This is a genomic window from Ferruginibacter sp. (assembly GCF_028288465.1).
GTDB lineage: Bacteria > Bacteroidota > Bacteroidia > Chitinophagales > Chitinophagaceae > Ferruginibacter.
Genome location: NZ_JAQBNR010000011.1, coordinates 75,365 through 90,912 on the forward strand (window position 1 = coordinate 75,365; position 15,548 = coordinate 90,912).

Sequence of the window (15,548 nt, forward strand, 5' to 3'; positions counted from 1 at the left end):
TGTTTTATGTGTCTTGTTCCTGATGTTACTTTTATGAATTTGTCTGTCCGGGCTTCAGTATTTCATGTCATCATCGTTGTGTCACTCCCTTGTACACCAAACCACTGTGGAACGCCTTCAAATTGAATGGTGAACTGTCTTTGGCTCCCCTTCAGGAGAAGGAGGAATTATTTCAGCGTCACTAACTGCCCTTCGTACAAACTCCCGAATCCTTCAGTAATCAATACATCGCCGGCTTTTAAACCTGTTTTTACTTCCAGCGAATCGCCATTCAACTGGCCAATATTCACGGTTCTTTTATGCGCAATCATTTTACCATTCTCGGTAGTTGCCACCATCACAAACTTTCCTTTCTCATCGTTCTGCAATGTGTTCAACGGAACAACAATGGTATTGGATGCTCCATAATCCTTGATCTTCATCAGGGCTATCTGGTTTGGTTTAAGCGATGGGTCAGCAGGCAGTTTTGCTTCCACAACAAATCCCCTGTTGATGACATCAATAGAAGCGCCTACAAAACTTACATTGGCGTTAATCGTTTTGTTGGCATCCGGAAGCTGAATGATTATAGGACTTCCTTTACTTACAGAGCCGAGATAATTTTCAGGAATATTGCCGGTGACTTTCAGCTGGCTGTTGTTTACAATTTTTATAACACCAGACCCGGGGCTGCCAAATGATTCGCCCATCTTTACCGTTACCTGGTCGGCAATGCCATTAACATCACTGTATACCAAGGAGGTGTTGGCTTGTTCCTGCACAGCCTTTACATTTTCTTCACTGGCCTGTAATTGGTTTTCCAAAGTAGCTACATTGTTCTTTGCAGTAATCAATTGCACTTCAGTGCCAATACCCTGGTCCCATAAATTTTTCTGGCGCTGGTAAATGTTTTTTGCATAGCTCAGCTGCGTTTTAATGCTTTCCAGGCCTTGTCTTGCTGCTACTACGTTTTGCTGCACTACCGCATTATCCAGCTTCAATAACAGCTGGCCTTTTTTTACCTGCTGGCCCTGCTTTACGTAGATAGCTTTTACTTGTCCGGGTGCACCACGTGGCGTAACATAGCTTACATTTTCAGCATCAATTCGTCCCTGCAGTTCAATGTAGTGAGCGAAGTCACTGGTAGCTAAAGTTTGCACTGCTACCAGTTTTGCTTTTTGTTGTGCTGCTGCACTGGTATCAATTTTAGCAAGATCCGTTTCAAGACTGGTAATCTTTGAATCCAGTTTATCTTTTTCGCCTTTTAATTTTTCAAGGGCTGCTTTTTTATCATTCAAATTTGCATTGCTGTCTTTTTTACTATCGCCGCAACTGCACAATAATATCAATGCAGCAGCTGGTATCGCTACAAATTGTTTCATGGTTGTATGGTTCATTATTTTATTCACGTTGTTAGTTTTATTGATCATGAGTTTATATTTAGTTCAGCTTGCCCGTTGCTTTTAAAAAATCAATCCTGGCAATAATGGCATCATAGAGAGCGCTGATGTAATTTGTTTGCGCCGTTTTTAAATCAACCTGTGCCGTATTTATTTCTGTCGTACTTCCGGTACCTACTTCGTATTTCTTTTTGGTTTGCTCATACACCGTTTCTGCCAGGGCCATGTTTTTCTTCTGATAATCGATGGTGGCAATAGCCGTAATAAAATTATTTTTAGCAGCTGTTACATCGTTGTCGATACTTATCTTTTGCGCTTCCAGTTGGTTTTGCGATTGTTGCAACGCAAGCCTTGCTCCTGCTATTTTAGCCCTTGTACTAAAGCCATTAAAGATTGGAATGGTAAGATTAAAACCTATAAAAGAGGTAGTAAACCAATCTCCGCTGCGTTTAAAAAAATCAAACTGTGTACGTTGCGCCTGCTTGCTGTAATTGGCGTTAAAGCTTAAGGTTGGTATCTGGCTCAGTTGATACCTTTTTATATTAAAGCCATTTAATTTGCTGGTTAATTCAGCCAGTTGATATTCCTTACGGTCGCTGTACTGATAGTTTGAACTTTCTAAAATGTTTTCTTTTAATTCGTTTTCACTCAAGGTGTCCGTTAGTTGAAGACTGTCTTTCATTGGCATACCCATCAATACTTTTAAACCTGCATATCCATTGGCGATGCTGTTGAGCGCCTTTAATTTTTCCGTTTCCAGGTTGGCTATCTGTACGGTTAATTTATCAACATCCACTTTTTCAGCAAAGCCGTTTTTGTAAATCTCTTTTGTGTCGTGCGACAGTTTTTCCAGCCGGGAAATGTTGGCATTTAATAACTCAATCTGCGTTTTACTTACCACCAGCTGGTAATAAATTTTATAAATATTGGCTTTGATGTTTTCCTCAGTAACCTCAGCAGCTTTTACCCTCAGGTCAATGCTGGTTTTGCGGGCCTGTAAACCAACAAATACCTGGCCGTCAAAAATTGTCTGGTTAAGCGATATGCCTCCGGTGGCAGAATATTTTGTTCCAAACTTTACAGGTATAAAAGTGCCAGCCGGTGCGCCAAAAAATTCACCGGGCAACAACGAGGTGGGGATATTTAAGTAATCATTAAATGCCCCTGTTGCTTTTATACTCGGATAAGCTGCTGCTGTAATGTCCTTATTGGTTTGCTGCTGTACCAATATATCGAGCAATGCGTTTTTGACCTGTACTGCATTTTTCAACCCATATTCTACAGCCTGTTTTGCCGACAATTGATTTACCTGTTGTGCCTTCACGATGCTGCCAATCATTAGCAATGCCGCGATCATTATTCCTGTTAGTTTTCTCATATTATTTTGTTGCATCTTTACTTTTATTAAGTCGCTCCTGCTGATATTTTACAATCATTTTATATCCTTTGGGAGAAGCTATTCCAAAAAGAAAATGAATAATAAATTCTTCTTCAATCTCTGCCATATTGTGTTTCATTTTTGATTGAAACTCGGGGTTGAAAGGAATCATAATGCTTTCCACCCTGAACCTTGAAATGATGTCGATATTGAGTTCGGGTCTGTATAATTCTTCCCTGATTCCCCTGACTACATTCGTGCGGATTACGTTGAACAGGTAATCATTTTTATGCGAATGAAATTTTTGAAACACTTTTGGAAAATATTTCTGCATATCAAATACCAGTGATGGGTTCATGGTGCTGAACATTTCCACCACCTTGTCCATGGCCATAAATATTTCGTCAATGGCGTTTTTTGAATTCACCCGGTCGTATTCACAAATACTTTCATTTTTCCTGAACTCTGCGTCAATCACGGCATCTACCAGTTCATCCTTATCGGCATAATAATGGTAAATTGTTTTTTTACTGATGCCAAGGCTGTTGGCAATATCATCCATGCTTACACTGCGTAAGCCAAACTGCATAAAAAGCCCGTGCGCTTTTTGCTGAATCCGTTCACCTGTTTCTATATCTGCCATAATGAAACGCAAAACTACGGAAACTTTTTATGTAACCAAAGTTTCCATCCTTTTTTAAAACCATTCATAACAATTTTTTCATGTTAAGTAGGGCCTGCAGATTTTCCAGGTGAGGGAACAAATAAATTATTTTTGATTGCTACGATGTTCAATTGAATACCTTCGGAAAATATTTGTTATCATATAATTTTAATTATCCTTCATCTATCCGTAGATTATAGATTTATTCAACAACATGGGTACTAAAGCCATTGCAATTGTTTTAGTTGTATCAATAGGCATAGTTTCAATATATAGCCGCTGTACCAAAGATGTGGTGGGATGTACGGGAAATTCTTATGCTTTTAAGGTGGATGCAAAAGTCTATCCCGACAAAGATTCTATTAATATTGGCGATACAATATGGGCAGAAATGAATTTTTCCTCTTCCCTTTTGGATCAGACAAATGAAATAGTTGATTTTAGTAATGCAAATAATTTGGGCACCGAGATGGGATTTGTAAAAGTTGTAAATGCGTCGCCTGTCGAGCTAAAGGATGTGGTCAACGATTTTACATTTAAACTTGTTTTTGGCAAAGAATTGGGCTCACCAAATACGCAACTTTTAAAAGAATATTCGTTTCAGGAATTGGGTCATAAGTATATGTTTAAACTTGCCATGATACCAAGAAGCAGCGGGACTTATCGGTTTAACATGGTGAAGGCAATAGACGTTTATAGAAATGGCAATGCCTGTCCCAAAGCCTCTTTTTACTATCAATTGTTTAATACTACCAATCAGCATTATTATTTATATCCCGGGGGGGCTGGCGTTACGCCTGCCGGCGCAGATTATTATTTTTATGTGCGTTAAATAGCGGTGAAATAATTTGAAATAATATTGCTATTATAATACTCCAATTCCTCAAAGCGCTTTGGATTTGCCCAGCCGCTTTGTTGTTTTTCTTCTTTATTATAAAGGCTGTGCAATAAAGTATCTTTGTTTGTCAAACTATTTTTATGCAACAACCATTTACTTATAAACGCTTATTTCAATATTTTTTGCAGGGTTTGCTGATTGTGGCGCCTATCGCCATTACTTTTTGGGCCATTGCTTCCATATTTGGTTTTATAGATGGCATTTTACCCAACCTTATCCACTTCATTTTTCCCAGCCTGATGGAAGATGCGCAGGGCAATATCAGGCGTATTCCCGGGGTAGGTTTTATATTGGTGATTTCGATGGTGTTACTGATCGGTTATGTCTCTTCTTCCTATATTTTTACCAAAATTGTCGATGTATTCGACCGGGTGCTTGAAAAAACACCTGGAATAAAGTTCGTTTATTCCACCCTGAAAGATTTTTTTGAGGCGTTTGCGGGAGAAAAGAAGAAATTTACCAACAATGTGTTGGCCAATGTAGATGACAATGACGTTTGGCGTGTTGGATTCATCACACAAGATGATATGGAGGAATTTGGTTTTAAAGATTATGTAGCGGTGTATATACCGATGGCTTATTCCGTTGCCGGTAATGTGTACATTATTCCAAAGAGTCGTGTAAAGCCTATCACCAATATCAGTGCGGCCCAAACAATGAAGTTTGCGGTAAGTGGTGGCGTTACAGATGTTGTGGAACCGCATGGCAAGGAATTTTTTAATCCTGCTAAATAAAAAAATTGTAATACTTTTCGGCTGTCAAACATTTTAATGAAACGCATCGTTTTATTTGTCAGCCTTTGTTGTATCTGCAACCAATGTTTTTGCTGGGGATTTTATGCGCATCAAAAAATAAATTACTACGCCGTTTTTTTATTGCCACCGCAGATGATGGCGCTGTATAAACCCAATATTGCTTTCATCAGCGAACATGCGGTTGACCCGGATAAAAGACGTTATATCGTAGCAGATGAAGGGCCAAGACATTTTATCGATATCGACCATTACGGAGCGTATCCTTACGCCGTTATACCACGCAAGTGGAAAGCTGCCATAGAAAAATATGGCGAAGATTCATTGAAAGAATATGGCATTGTTCCCTGGCATATACAAACCATGCTGGGCAGGCTCACAGCAGCTTTCAAAGAAAAGAATTTCAGCCGCATCATGAAGAACAGTGCTGAACTTGGTCACTATATCGCCGACTCACATGTGCCCTTGCATGCCAACAGCAATCATAACGGGCAATACACCAATCAGAGAGGCATTCACGGTTTTTGGGAAAGCCGTGTACCTGAATTGCTGGCAGAAAATGAGTTTGATTTTTTTATCGGTAAGGCTGCATACATCACCAATCCGTTGGAGTTTGCCTGGGCAAGGGTATTGGAAAGTGCCAAAGCAGCCGACTCGGTTTTGCTATTTGAAAAAGAGCTGACACAGCAATTTGGAAGCGATCAGAAATATGCTTTTGAAAACCGCAACGGCGTGCTTGTGCGCCAGTATTCTTCCGCCTTTACCATTGCCTATAATAAAAAGCTGGATGGCATGATTGAAAGAAGGATGCGGCAATCGATTTTTGCCGTTGCTTCTTTCTGGTATACTGCCTGGGTAAATGCAGGTCAGCCGGATCTTACGGGTATATCAAAACAACATTTTTCAGAAGATGATATAAAGGCTTTTGATGAATTGAATAATCAATGGCGTTCGGGCAGTAAAATGATCGGGAAGCAGGAAGAATAATGCAATGTCTGATGGCTGATGTCCTCCTGACTTTAGATTTTAATTTGTTCAGCGATTTTTAGTCACGGTGGTTGTGTAAACAGAAAAAGCATTAGTATAGGCAACTCTTGTTAATATAAAAAGGCGTGGGATGAAATAATGCGCCACCGTTTTGAAAAGAATCGGCCATCAGTCATCAGAGATAAGGTATCATAATTCAGGCATTATCGGTCCTTCATCTGCCATCGAATAAATAAATTTTTCTTCCTGCTCCATTCGTTATTTTTGCAAAAATTATTTAGCAAAGAAGATAAAATTACCTTTTAGGAGAAAGGAATGTATGGTACACAATTTTAACGCAGGCCCTTCCATATTACCCAAAGAAGTTTTTCAGCAGGCATCCGAAGCTGTGCTGAACTATCAGAATTCAGGATTGTCCATTTTAGAAATAGGCCATCGTACATCTACTTTCCAGGCGGTAATGGATGAAGCTCGGGCATTGGTTAAAGAACTGATGCACTTGAACGATGACCGGGAAGTATTGTTTTTACATGGCGGCGCATCTACCCAGTTTATGCAGGTGCCTATGAATTTGCTAGACGATAAAGAAACAGCCGCTTACGCCGATACCGGCGTGTGGGGCCTCAAAGCAATTAAGGAAGCAAAGTTATTCGGTAAGGTAGAAGTAGTTTGTACAGGAAAGGAAAGTAATTACACCATTATACCAAAAGATTTTGCGGTACCGAATGATGCGAAATATTTTCACATTACCACTAATAATACCATTTACGGAAGCCAGTGGCAAAAAATTCCGAAGACAAGTGTACCCCTGGTAGGGGATATGAGCAGTGACATTTTCAGCCGCGTAATCGATTTTAATGCCTTTGATTTAATTTATGCCGGTGCTCAAAAAAATATGGGACCTGCCGGCGTAAACCTGCTGGTAGTGAACCCTGCTATCCTGGGCAAAATCAAACGTGCTATTCCTACAATAATGGATTACCGCAATCATATTAAAGAGGGTAGTATGCTGAACACGCCACCTGTGTTTGCAGTATATGTTTGTATGCTCACACTTCGCTGGCTGAAGACGCTCGGTGGCGTTGCAGCAGTAGAAAAATTGAATGATGCCAAAGCGGCTTTATTATACCAGGAGATAGATGCCAATCCTTTGTTTACCGGCACTGTAACAAAAGAAGACAGAAGCAAAATGAATGTTTGTTTTGTTATGAACAATCCTGCACAGGAAGAAGCTTTTTTAAGTTTCACGAAACAAAAAAACATTGTTGGCATTAAAGGTCACCGGTTGGTAGGAGGCTTCAGGGCTTCATTATACAATGCATTACCCATCAGCAGCGTGGAAGTACTGGTGCAGGCAATGAAAGAATTTGCTGCAAAAAATCCATAATATTTATCGCTATTATTTTTACCACAGATAACATTGAGCACATGATCACTATCAAGCCCTTTAAAGCATTAAGACCCCAGGCTGAACACGCAAAACAAGTCGCGAGCCGCCCCTATGATGTGCTTAGCAGCAAGGAAGCAAAAATAGAAGCGCAGGGTAACCCCTTTAGTTTTTTGCACATTACAAAAAGTGAAATTGATTTACCAGAAGATACGGACAGCCACTCGCAGCAAGTGTATGACAAAGCAAAAAACAACCTGGATGCTTTTATAAGCCGTAACGTGTTATTCAGGGAAAGTAAACCGTGCTATTATATTTACCGGCTCATCATGAATGGCAAAAGCCAGACGGGACTGGTATGTGGCAGCAGCGTGGACGATTATGAAAATGACCTGATAAAAAAGCATGAATTTACCAGGCCTGAAAAAGAACAGGACAGGATCAATCATATAAAAACAACCGGTGCACAAACGGGTAATGTTTTTTTAGCGTATAAAAATGTAGCAGAGATTGATACCATCATCAGCGACTGGCAAACAGGTAAAAACCCGGTGTATGATTTAAAAGCGGATGATGGCATACAGCATACCATCTGGATTATCAATGACAATGAAGCTATTCAGAAGATAAGCGATATATTTAAAACGCAGGTGCCTTGCACTTACATTGCTGATGGTCATCACAGGGCAGCTTCAGCGGCCAAAGTGCGTACAGCCCTGGGCAAAGATGCACCCGCAGGTGCTGGTATATTTCTGACCACTTTATTTCCGGCAAGTCAGCTGATGATTATGGATTACAACAGGGTGGTGAAAGATTTAAACGGATTAACGACAGAAACATTACTGGAAAAAGCTTCAGAAAAATTTGTAATTGAAAAAGCAGCAGAGGCTTTTTCTCCCGTAGCATTGCACCAGTTTGGTTTATATGCCAACAAGCAATGGTACCAGTTAACGGCTAAAGAAAATACTTATACCACAGACCCGATTGGTATTTTGGATGTTACCATTTTACAGGATAATTTTCTTGATCCCATTTTAAATATTAAAGATCAACGGACGGATACACGTATTGATTTTGTAGGTGGTATCCGGGGACTGGGGGAGCTTGAAAAAAGAGTGGACAGCGGAGAAATGGCCATCGCCATCAGCCTTCACCCTGTTACTATTCAGCAGCTGTTTGACATTGCTGACAGCGGGAACGTGATGCCTCCTAAAAGTACCTGGTTTGAACCTAAATTGAGAGACGGCTTATTGACCAACCTGATTTATGATATTGCATAGTCAGCGATGTGGGGCACGTTTAGTAAAAAATTAAGTTTTCGCTAAGCGCTAACTGCAGGCGGCTTTGGTTTTTTCATAGTATTTTTAGAGAATGAAGCGAATAAACACCATTATAATTTTGTTGACTTGCAGCTGGCAATTGGGGTATGCTCAAACAGCCTCAGAGTTGCAGGCTACTGCAAAATCATTCATGCAGCAGGGAGATTATGCCAATGCCGTTTTGGTACTGAACAGGGCAATACAAATGGAGCCGAAAAATATCGAGATCATAAAAGATCTTTCGATGGGGTACTATCTTCAGAAAGACAATAATAAGGCGCTTGAACTAATCAAAACAACACTGGACAGAGAGGACGCGGACGACCAGAGTTATCAGATTGCAGGGATTATTTACCAGCAAATGGATTTGCCAAAGGAGTGTGAAAAATTGTACCGCAAAGGCCTGAAAAGATTTCCTGTAAGTGGTCCTTTGTATAACGAACTGGCAGAACTACTATACAGCCAGAAGGATTATACTGCTATTAAATTATGGGAAAAAGGAATAGAACTGGACCCGGATTATTCTAAAAATTATTACAATGCCTGTAAGTATTATTACGTTTCGGGCACTGAAAAGATCTGGAGTATTCTGTATGGGGAAATATTTGTAAATATGGAACCGCTGAGCAGTAATGCCCCTGAAATAAAATCGATTATATCTGAGAGTTATAAAAAACTTTTTATCGATACGGATATTTCAAAAGATAATACAGATAAGAACAGGTCTGCTTTTGCCAATGCTTTTATTGAAACAATGAATAAACAATCGGGCGTGGCTGTTTCAGGTATCAATCCCGAATCGCTGACGATGATAAGAACCCGTTTCATATTAGACTGGGAAAAAAATTACGAAGTCAAATTTCCTTTCCGGTTGTTTGAATTACAAAAGCAATTACTACAGGATGGATTATTTGATGCCTACAATCAATGGCTTTTTGGAGCTGCACAAAACCTGGCAGTTTTTCAAAATTGGACTGTAGCGCATGCTACTGAATACAATGATCTCAACCGTTTTCAAAAAGGCCGCGTTTTTAAAATTCCTGTCGCTCAGTACTACCGCTATTGAATTTGTTTCTGCCCCAAAGAAACGGTTAATTAATTTTAGCTATCTTAGTTTTCAATTAATTTCTTGTGCCAAAATAATTGCAGTCATCTATGTTACACAATACAAAATCTGAAAGGTTAAGAATAATAATTGCACCAGCTTACAGTTAACGATTGCTCATTATGAACGACCACTCAAGAATATTTGATTTTTTGCAGTATCAGCTGGATACATTTCCCAAAGCGGATATGCTTGCAGGAAAAGAAAACGGCAGCTGGAAATTGTATAGCACGGCAGAAGTAAAAAGCCTCGTTGACAGACTTAGCGTTGGCCTGATAAAACTGGGCCTCGGCGGCAAGGATATGACTATAGCCAACCAGGATAAAATTGCACTTGTAAGTAAAAACCGCCCCGAATGGCTTATTCTTGATCTCGCCTGCCAGCAAATAGGTGCTGCACTTTGCCCTATTTACCCTACAACCAATATTAACGAATTAGAGTTTATTTTTAATGACGCGACAGTGAAATTAGCCTTTCTAAGTGGCGATGATATTTTGTCGAAAGTAAGCAGTATTCGCAGCAGGGTACCTTCCCTGCAAGATATTTACAGTTTCGATGAAGCGGAAGGAGCCAGTCACTGGACAACAATTCTGGGTCCCGTGGATTATACTGATTTGTTAAGACTGGAGAAAATAAAACAATCAATTTTGGCTGAACATTGCGCTACTATTATTTATACCTCGGGCACAACCGGTACGCCTAAAGGAGTTATGTTAAGCCACCGGAACATCGTAAGCAACGTGTTAAACTCAAAAAAATCTTTTCCTTTTGAGGACAACATCACAGCAAGGGCATTGAGTTTTTTGCCGCTCAATCATATTTTCGAAAGAATGGTTTCCTATATTTATATCGATAGCGGTATTTCAATTTATTATGCTGAAAGCCTTGATACCATAGCCGAAAATCTGAAGGAGGTAAAGCCTAACTTATTTTGTACAGTTCCCCGGTTGCTGGAAAAAGTGTACGAAAAAATAATGGCCAAAGGAACTGAACTCACAGGCGTCAAAAGGAAATTATTCGATTGGGCCGTAACGCTGGGCAATCAGTACGACAACCGCAGCAATATGGGTAGCTGGTACAATATGAAGCTTGCTCTTGCCAACAAGTTAGTCTTTAGCAAGTGGAGAGAAGGCCTGGGCAACAATGTAGAGTTTATTGTAACAGGTGGAGCTGCCTGCCAGGTAAGATTAATCAGAATTTTTACTGCGGCAAAAATTCCCATTTACGAAGGCTACGGCCCTACCGAAAATAGCCCGGTGATCAGTGTAAACTGCCAGCGTAAAGGGGGGACAAAGTTTGGCACCGTGGGGCTTGTAATAGAAGGCCAGCAAGTGAAGCTGGAGCCGGATGGGGAAATATGTGTAAAGGGTCCAAGCGTTATGATGGGGTATTACAAACGCCCTGATTTGACTGCAGAAACAATCATTGACGGTTGGCTACATACTGGTGACATTGGTATTTTTGAAGATGGACAATATTTAAAAATAACAGACCGGAAAAAAGAACTGTTTAAAACCAGCGGCGGAAAATATGTTGCACCGCAGCCGATTGAAAATAAGATGAAGGAATCACCTTTTGTAGAACAGATGATGATTGTTGGCGCTGAACAAAAATTTGTGGGGGCGCTGATTGTTCCTTCAATACCTAACCTTAAAGAATGGATGCGCCAGCAACAAATCAGTTTTACCAGTAATGAGGAAGCCATTCACCATCCTGCAGTATTAGACTTATACCGTAAGCTGATTGATAGTTTCAACGAATTTTTTAATCACGTGGAGCAGGTAAAGCGTTTTGAATTACTACCGAATGAGTGGACGATCGACAGTGGCGAACTTACGCCAACATTAAAATTGAAACGCAAGGTAATAATGGAGAAATATAAAGATGCGATTGAAAGAATTTATAGGTAAAGTAACCGTATTTTCTGCTTATCTTTTTTCCCAACCCAACAATATTCCTATCTTAAGATTAAAGCTAAAAAAGGCATCATTGTTTTTCGGATTGCCCCTGATTTGTCCGCCATTGGGATTGATTGGATATTTTGCATCTGTTTTACTCCGCCTGTCATTTAGCGCAATGGCATCGGACAATTGACTTCCGCTAAAATAATTTGCAAAGAGTGAAGGATTGATATATCGCGTACTTAAATCGTCCAGGTAATCCGTAGTTAAAAAGCGATACATAAACTCAGCACGAAGATTAAATATGCGAGACAATTCGTATTTCATACCTATGCCGACCGGGAAACTTATCTGTTGCAATTTATATGGTTTCCTGGTGGGGTATTCTGCAAAACCCTGCCCTTCGGTACTAAGTGGTTGCAGGTCAACCGTTCTACCATTCAACACAGTTTGCGGATTGAAGGAAAAATAACCGATACCGGCCAGCAGGTAAGGCGAAAATGATGGAGGTTCATCATCCCGGCTTGCCCAGTTAATAAATAGAAACATGGGATACATTTCGCCTATAACAGAAAACTCAGATATTTTAGAAGTAAAACTCAGGTTGCGGTTGTAACGGGGTGTAGTTTCCTGTACAGGTTTTAAAATACTATCGTACGCCTTTATATGTCCAAAACTTCCTTCAATCCTTAATCCTACGGCTTCCTTATAAATTGCAGTGAAATATACACTGCCATTTAGCTGGTTATTACCCAGATTTAAATCTTTCACAAATCGCTTTCCAAGGCCCCTTCTGCCCCCTAAATCTGTAAGGCAGTTCATTGCGCCAACAGATCCGCCAAATTCAAACATTAGTGGGGTATTGTAATAGTTATTATCGTAAAAATAATATTGCGCAGATGCCTTGGGGGGAGGCATTAGAAATACAAACAGAGTAACAGTTAGAATTGCGATTTTTTTCATTCAACTATAGTGATGATATATAAATTTAATTATTATTCTGTAATAAAAAAATTAGCGTTATGATAAAAACGGCCATACCGGCCTTTATATTTTATGGTTTTTGTTATTGTTATAATATTTGCAGATAGCTTTCAAACCACAAACCGTACACTTTGGACTTCTTGCTGTGCAAATATACCTCCCATGCAGTATAAGCCAATGATGTGCTTTAAATATATAATTATCCGGAAAATATTTTGTGAGTTGCTTTTCCGCCGCCAGTGGCGTTTTTGCGTTGGTCGTTAAACCTAACCTCGCACTTACCCGGAACACGTGGGTATCTACTGCCATATTGGGCTGTTCATCAATAACTGATGTTATCACATTGGCCGTTTTTCTTCCCACGCCGGGAAGCAACATTAATTCGTCTACAGTCATTGGCACCTGGCCCGAAAATTTTTCTACCAGCATATTAGCCATCCCTATAAGATGTTTGGTTTTGGTATTTGGGTAAGAAATACTTTTTATTAATGGGAATAAAGTTTCAAAATCAGTACGGGCAAGATCTTCAGCCGTAGGATATTGTTTGAAAATAGCGGGCGTGGTCATGTTCACCCTTTTATCAGTGCATTGGGCCGACAATATTACAGAAACCAGCAACTGGTAAGGGTTATCGTAAAATAATTCAGTTGCGGCGTCAGGTGCGTGCATACTGAAGTATTCGATTACAAACTGGTATCGTTGCTGTTTCGTCATAAAAAAAGTCCCGTATAATACGGGACGCAAATTATATTAAAAATCAGTAGAATTTAAACCTCCGTACCATGTGCAACCAATTTTTCGGCATACGCCAAAATATTGTCGATTGCTTTTTTACGTGGTGAAAAAGTTACCTTTTCAAGAGCTTGCTGAGCTGATAGTATTTCTTCATATTTTTCACGAAGTTTCCAATCCGTTTCAAGAGCACCCCTGATAGCTGCCGATTTTTGTGTAGAAGTCTCATTATAGACATACTGAATGAGATCCTCTGGTGTAAAACTGTGCATAGGCAAATTAATAGCTTGTTTAAAAATTAAATATCATATCCATAGTCATAAACGACCATTGGTAATCATTATTGTACAGGATTGTTGATAATTTAATTGGCGGGAGCCGAAGATACAATAAATAAATCCTCATTGTCCTTCTTCATCAGGTATTTTTCCCGGGCATATTTTTCAATAGTTCGGGCATTTGTCTTTAACTGCTCCAGTTCTTCTTTTGTGTCTTTTATAATACCGGTAAGATGATCTTCCGTTTTTTGAAGTTCTTTTAATTTGGCATTTTTATCATATGCTACACCCCAGTCCTTAGGGTCAAAGAAAAACATCCACACAACAAAAAAAACTGCTGCCAGCAGGTATTTGTTCTTTAACCACGAAGGTATTTGCGACAGCAATTTCATTTAAACTATATTAATAGCCGGATAGAAACCTGGAATTTTTACCTCCAATTTCTATCCAGCCAATCAATTGAACAAACCTATTTACCAAATTTAATCTTTCCTTTTGGATATATTGCAGTGTCAGCCAACATTTCTTCAATGCGGATTAACTGGTTGTATTTAGCCATACGGTCAGTTCTGCTTGCAGAACCTGTTTTAATCTGGCCACAATTCAAGGCAACTGCAAGATCTGCGATGGTAGTATCTTCTGTTTCACCGCTGCGGTGGCTCATGATAGTATTATAACCAGCCTGCTGTGCCATGCTTACGGCATTGATGGTTTCAGTAATGGTACCAATCTGGTTTACTTTTACCAATAAAGCGTTGGCAATTTTTTCGTTAATGCCTCTTTCCAGGCGGGTAACGTTGGTTACAAAAAGATCATCACCTACCAGCTGGCATTTGCTGCCCACTGATTCTGTAAGCATTTTCCATCCCTTCCAGTCATCTTCTGCCATACCATCTTCAATTGAACAAATCGGATATTGTTTCACCCAGCTTGTCCAGTAAGCAACCAGTTGTTCGCTGGTCATTTCTTTGCCATCACTTTTATGAAACACATACTTTTTCTTTTTTGCATCCCACAATTCACTGTTGGCAGCATCCATGGCAATCATTACCTGGCTGCCTGTTTTGTAACCTGCAGATTGAATAGCAGTCAAAACTGTTTCAATGGCTTCTTCATTGCTTTGAATGTTTGGAGCAAAACCGCCTTCATCGCCTACGTTGGTACTGAAACCTTTCTTTTTTAATACTTGTTTCAACGCATGAAAAATATCAACACCCCATTGTAAACCTTCACTGAACGTTGTAGCACCAACTGGCATAACCATAAATTCCTGGAAATCTATTTTGTTATCCGCATGTGCACCACCATTAAGGATATTCATCATCGGGATGGGAAGAATTTTCGCGTTGGTACCACCAATATAGCGGTACAATGGCAAGTTGGCTTCCAAAGCGGCAGCTTTAGCTACAGCCATACTTACAGCCAGGATTGCATTAGCGCCCAGTTTGCCTTTGTTTTCGGTACCATCCAGAGCTATCAAAGCTGCGTCAATGCCAGCCTGATCCGCAATATCCCAGCCCAGTAAATTTTCAGCAATCGTCGTATTTACGTTTTTTACTGCTTTCAATACGCCCTTGCCACCGTACAATTTTTTATTGTTATCTCTCAGTTCAACAGCTTCGTGAATGCCTGTGCTGGCGCCACTCGGCACTGCTGCCCTTCCTAATTTTTCGTTTTCTGTTAATACATCTACTTCAATTGTAGGATTACCACGGCTGTCTAAAATTTGACGGGCGTAAATACTTGCGATGTAACTCATGATGTTGTTGGTTGTTTTGTTAATT

General features: G+C 39.9%; 15 protein-coding genes. 7 read left to right on the forward strand and 8 right to left on the reverse strand.

Features of this window, described 5'->3' with window-relative positions:
* Positions 1–167 precede the first annotated feature (167 nt).
* From JWR61_RS04145 to JWR61_RS04155, 3 genes are read right to left on the reverse strand one after another with little or no spacing between them, the layout of a single operon-like run.
* Positions 168–1,409 carry an efflux RND transporter periplasmic adaptor subunit gene (locus JWR61_RS04145; protein WP_301926588.1) on the reverse strand — a complete coding sequence of 414 codons (1,242 nt, stop codon included), beginning with the start codon at positions 1,407–1,409 and terminating at the stop codon, positions 168–170.
* Between the two features lie 10 nt (positions 1,410–1,419).
* Positions 1,420–2,757, reverse strand: coding sequence for a TolC family protein (locus JWR61_RS04150; protein ID WP_301926589.1), 1,338 nt, complete (start codon positions 2,755–2,757; stop codon positions 1,420–1,422).
* A 1-nt stretch (position 2,758) separates the two neighbouring features.
* Positions 2,759–3,400 (reverse strand): TetR/AcrR family transcriptional regulator, encoded by a 642-nt coding sequence (locus JWR61_RS04155; RefSeq protein ID WP_301926590.1) that lies wholly within the window; start codon positions 3,398–3,400, stop codon positions 2,759–2,761.
* Positions 3,401–3,635: 235 nt separating this feature from the next.
* Between JWR61_RS04155 and JWR61_RS04160 the strand changes: the two genes are divergently transcribed.
* From JWR61_RS04160 to JWR61_RS04190, 7 genes are all read left to right on the forward strand, one after another.
* The gene (locus JWR61_RS04160) at positions 3,636–4,253 is read left to right on the forward strand and encodes a hypothetical protein (protein ID WP_301926591.1); all 618 of its coding nucleotides are present in this window, start codon (positions 3,636–3,638) and stop codon (positions 4,251–4,253) included.
* A gap of 146 nt (positions 4,254–4,399) precedes the next feature.
* Positions 4,400–5,053 (forward strand): DUF502 domain-containing protein, encoded by a 654-nt coding sequence (locus JWR61_RS04165; protein WP_301926592.1) that lies wholly within the window; start codon positions 4,400–4,402, stop codon positions 5,051–5,053.
* Positions 5,054–5,089: 36 nt separating this feature from the next.
* Positions 5,090–6,058, forward strand: a complete 969-nt coding sequence (locus JWR61_RS04170; protein WP_301926593.1) for a zinc dependent phospholipase C family protein — start codon at positions 5,090–5,092, stop codon at positions 6,056–6,058.
* Positions 6,059–6,377: 319 nt separating this feature from the next.
* Positions 6,378–7,445: a 3-phosphoserine/phosphohydroxythreonine transaminase gene (gene serC, locus JWR61_RS04175; RefSeq protein WP_301926594.1), complete on the forward strand. Its 1,068-nt coding sequence runs from the start codon at positions 6,378–6,380 to the stop codon at positions 7,443–7,445.
* A gap of 41 nt (positions 7,446–7,486) precedes the next feature.
* On the forward strand, positions 7,487–8,725 hold the full coding sequence (locus tag JWR61_RS04180) for a DUF1015 domain-containing protein (protein WP_301926595.1): 1,239 nt from the start codon (positions 7,487–7,489) through the stop codon (positions 8,723–8,725).
* Between the two features lie 91 nt (positions 8,726–8,816).
* Complete coding sequence (locus tag JWR61_RS04185) at positions 8,817–9,830, forward strand: M48 family metallopeptidase (RefSeq protein WP_301926596.1); 1,014 nt, start codon at positions 8,817–8,819, stop codon at positions 9,828–9,830.
* Positions 9,831–9,991: 161 nt separating this feature from the next.
* Positions 9,992–11,779 (forward strand): long-chain fatty acid--CoA ligase, encoded by a 1,788-nt coding sequence (locus tag JWR61_RS04190; protein ID WP_301926597.1) that lies wholly within the window; start codon positions 9,992–9,994, stop codon positions 11,777–11,779.
* 18 nt (positions 11,780–11,797) lie between these two features.
* Here JWR61_RS04190 and JWR61_RS04195 read toward each other — a convergent pair whose 3' ends face one another.
* From JWR61_RS04195 to eno, 5 genes are all read right to left on the reverse strand, one after another.
* The gene (locus JWR61_RS04195) at positions 11,798–12,733 is read right to left on the reverse strand and encodes a hypothetical protein (RefSeq protein ID WP_301926598.1); all 936 of its coding nucleotides are present in this window, start codon (positions 12,731–12,733) and stop codon (positions 11,798–11,800) included.
* 84 nt (positions 12,734–12,817) lie between these two features.
* The gene (nth, locus tag JWR61_RS04200) at positions 12,818–13,468 is read right to left on the reverse strand and encodes an endonuclease III (RefSeq protein ID WP_301926599.1); all 651 of its coding nucleotides are present in this window, start codon (positions 13,466–13,468) and stop codon (positions 12,818–12,820) included.
* A 53-nt stretch (positions 13,469–13,521) separates the two neighbouring features.
* Complete coding sequence (locus tag JWR61_RS04205; RefSeq protein WP_301926600.1) at positions 13,522–13,758, reverse strand: hypothetical protein; 237 nt, start codon at positions 13,756–13,758, stop codon at positions 13,522–13,524.
* A gap of 92 nt (positions 13,759–13,850) precedes the next feature.
* Positions 13,851–14,156 carry a septum formation initiator family protein gene (locus JWR61_RS04210; protein ID WP_290340563.1) on the reverse strand — a complete coding sequence of 102 codons (306 nt, stop codon included), beginning with the start codon at positions 14,154–14,156 and terminating at the stop codon, positions 13,851–13,853.
* Between the two features lie 77 nt (positions 14,157–14,233).
* On the reverse strand, positions 14,234–15,523 hold the full coding sequence (eno, locus tag JWR61_RS04215) for a phosphopyruvate hydratase (protein ID WP_301926601.1): 1,290 nt from the start codon (positions 15,521–15,523) through the stop codon (positions 14,234–14,236).
* Between the last annotated feature and the right edge of the window lie 25 nt (positions 15,524–15,548).

Coding starts and splice junctions, on each gene's coding strand:
- JWR61_RS04145 (WP_301926588.1), bottom strand. CDS start 1,409: ATGATCAATAAAACTAACAACGTGAATAAAATAATGAACCATACAACC.
- JWR61_RS04150 (WP_301926589.1), bottom strand. CDS start 2,757: ATGAGAAAACTAACAGGAATAATGATCGCGGCATTGCTAATGATTGGC.
- JWR61_RS04155 (WP_301926590.1), bottom strand. CDS start 3,400: ATGGCAGATATAGAAACAGGTGAACGGATTCAGCAAAAAGCGCACGGG.
- JWR61_RS04160 (WP_301926591.1), top strand. CDS start 3,636: ATGGGTACTAAAGCCATTGCAATTGTTTTAGTTGTATCAATAGGCATA.
- JWR61_RS04165 (WP_301926592.1), top strand. CDS start 4,400: ATGCAACAACCATTTACTTATAAACGCTTATTTCAATATTTTTTGCAG.
- JWR61_RS04170 (WP_301926593.1), top strand. CDS start 5,090: ATGAAACGCATCGTTTTATTTGTCAGCCTTTGTTGTATCTGCAACCAA.
- serC (WP_301926594.1), top strand. CDS start 6,378: ATGGTACACAATTTTAACGCAGGCCCTTCCATATTACCCAAAGAAGTT.
- JWR61_RS04180 (WP_301926595.1), top strand. CDS start 7,487: ATGATCACTATCAAGCCCTTTAAAGCATTAAGACCCCAGGCTGAACAC.
- JWR61_RS04185 (WP_301926596.1), top strand. CDS start 8,817: ATGAAGCGAATAAACACCATTATAATTTTGTTGACTTGCAGCTGGCAA.
- JWR61_RS04190 (WP_301926597.1), top strand. CDS start 9,992: ATGAACGACCACTCAAGAATATTTGATTTTTTGCAGTATCAGCTGGAT.
- JWR61_RS04195 (WP_301926598.1), bottom strand. CDS start 12,733: ATGAAAAAAATCGCAATTCTAACTGTTACTCTGTTTGTATTTCTAATG.
- nth (WP_301926599.1), bottom strand. CDS start 13,468: ATGACGAAACAGCAACGATACCAGTTTGTAATCGAATACTTCAGTATG.
- JWR61_RS04205 (WP_301926600.1), bottom strand. CDS start 13,758: ATGCACAGTTTTACACCAGAGGATCTCATTCAGTATGTCTATAATGAG.
- JWR61_RS04210 (WP_290340563.1), bottom strand. CDS start 14,156: ATGAAATTGCTGTCGCAAATACCTTCGTGGTTAAAGAACAAATACCTG.
- eno (WP_301926601.1), bottom strand. CDS start 15,523: ATGAGTTACATCGCAAGTATTTACGCCCGTCAAATTTTAGACAGCCGT.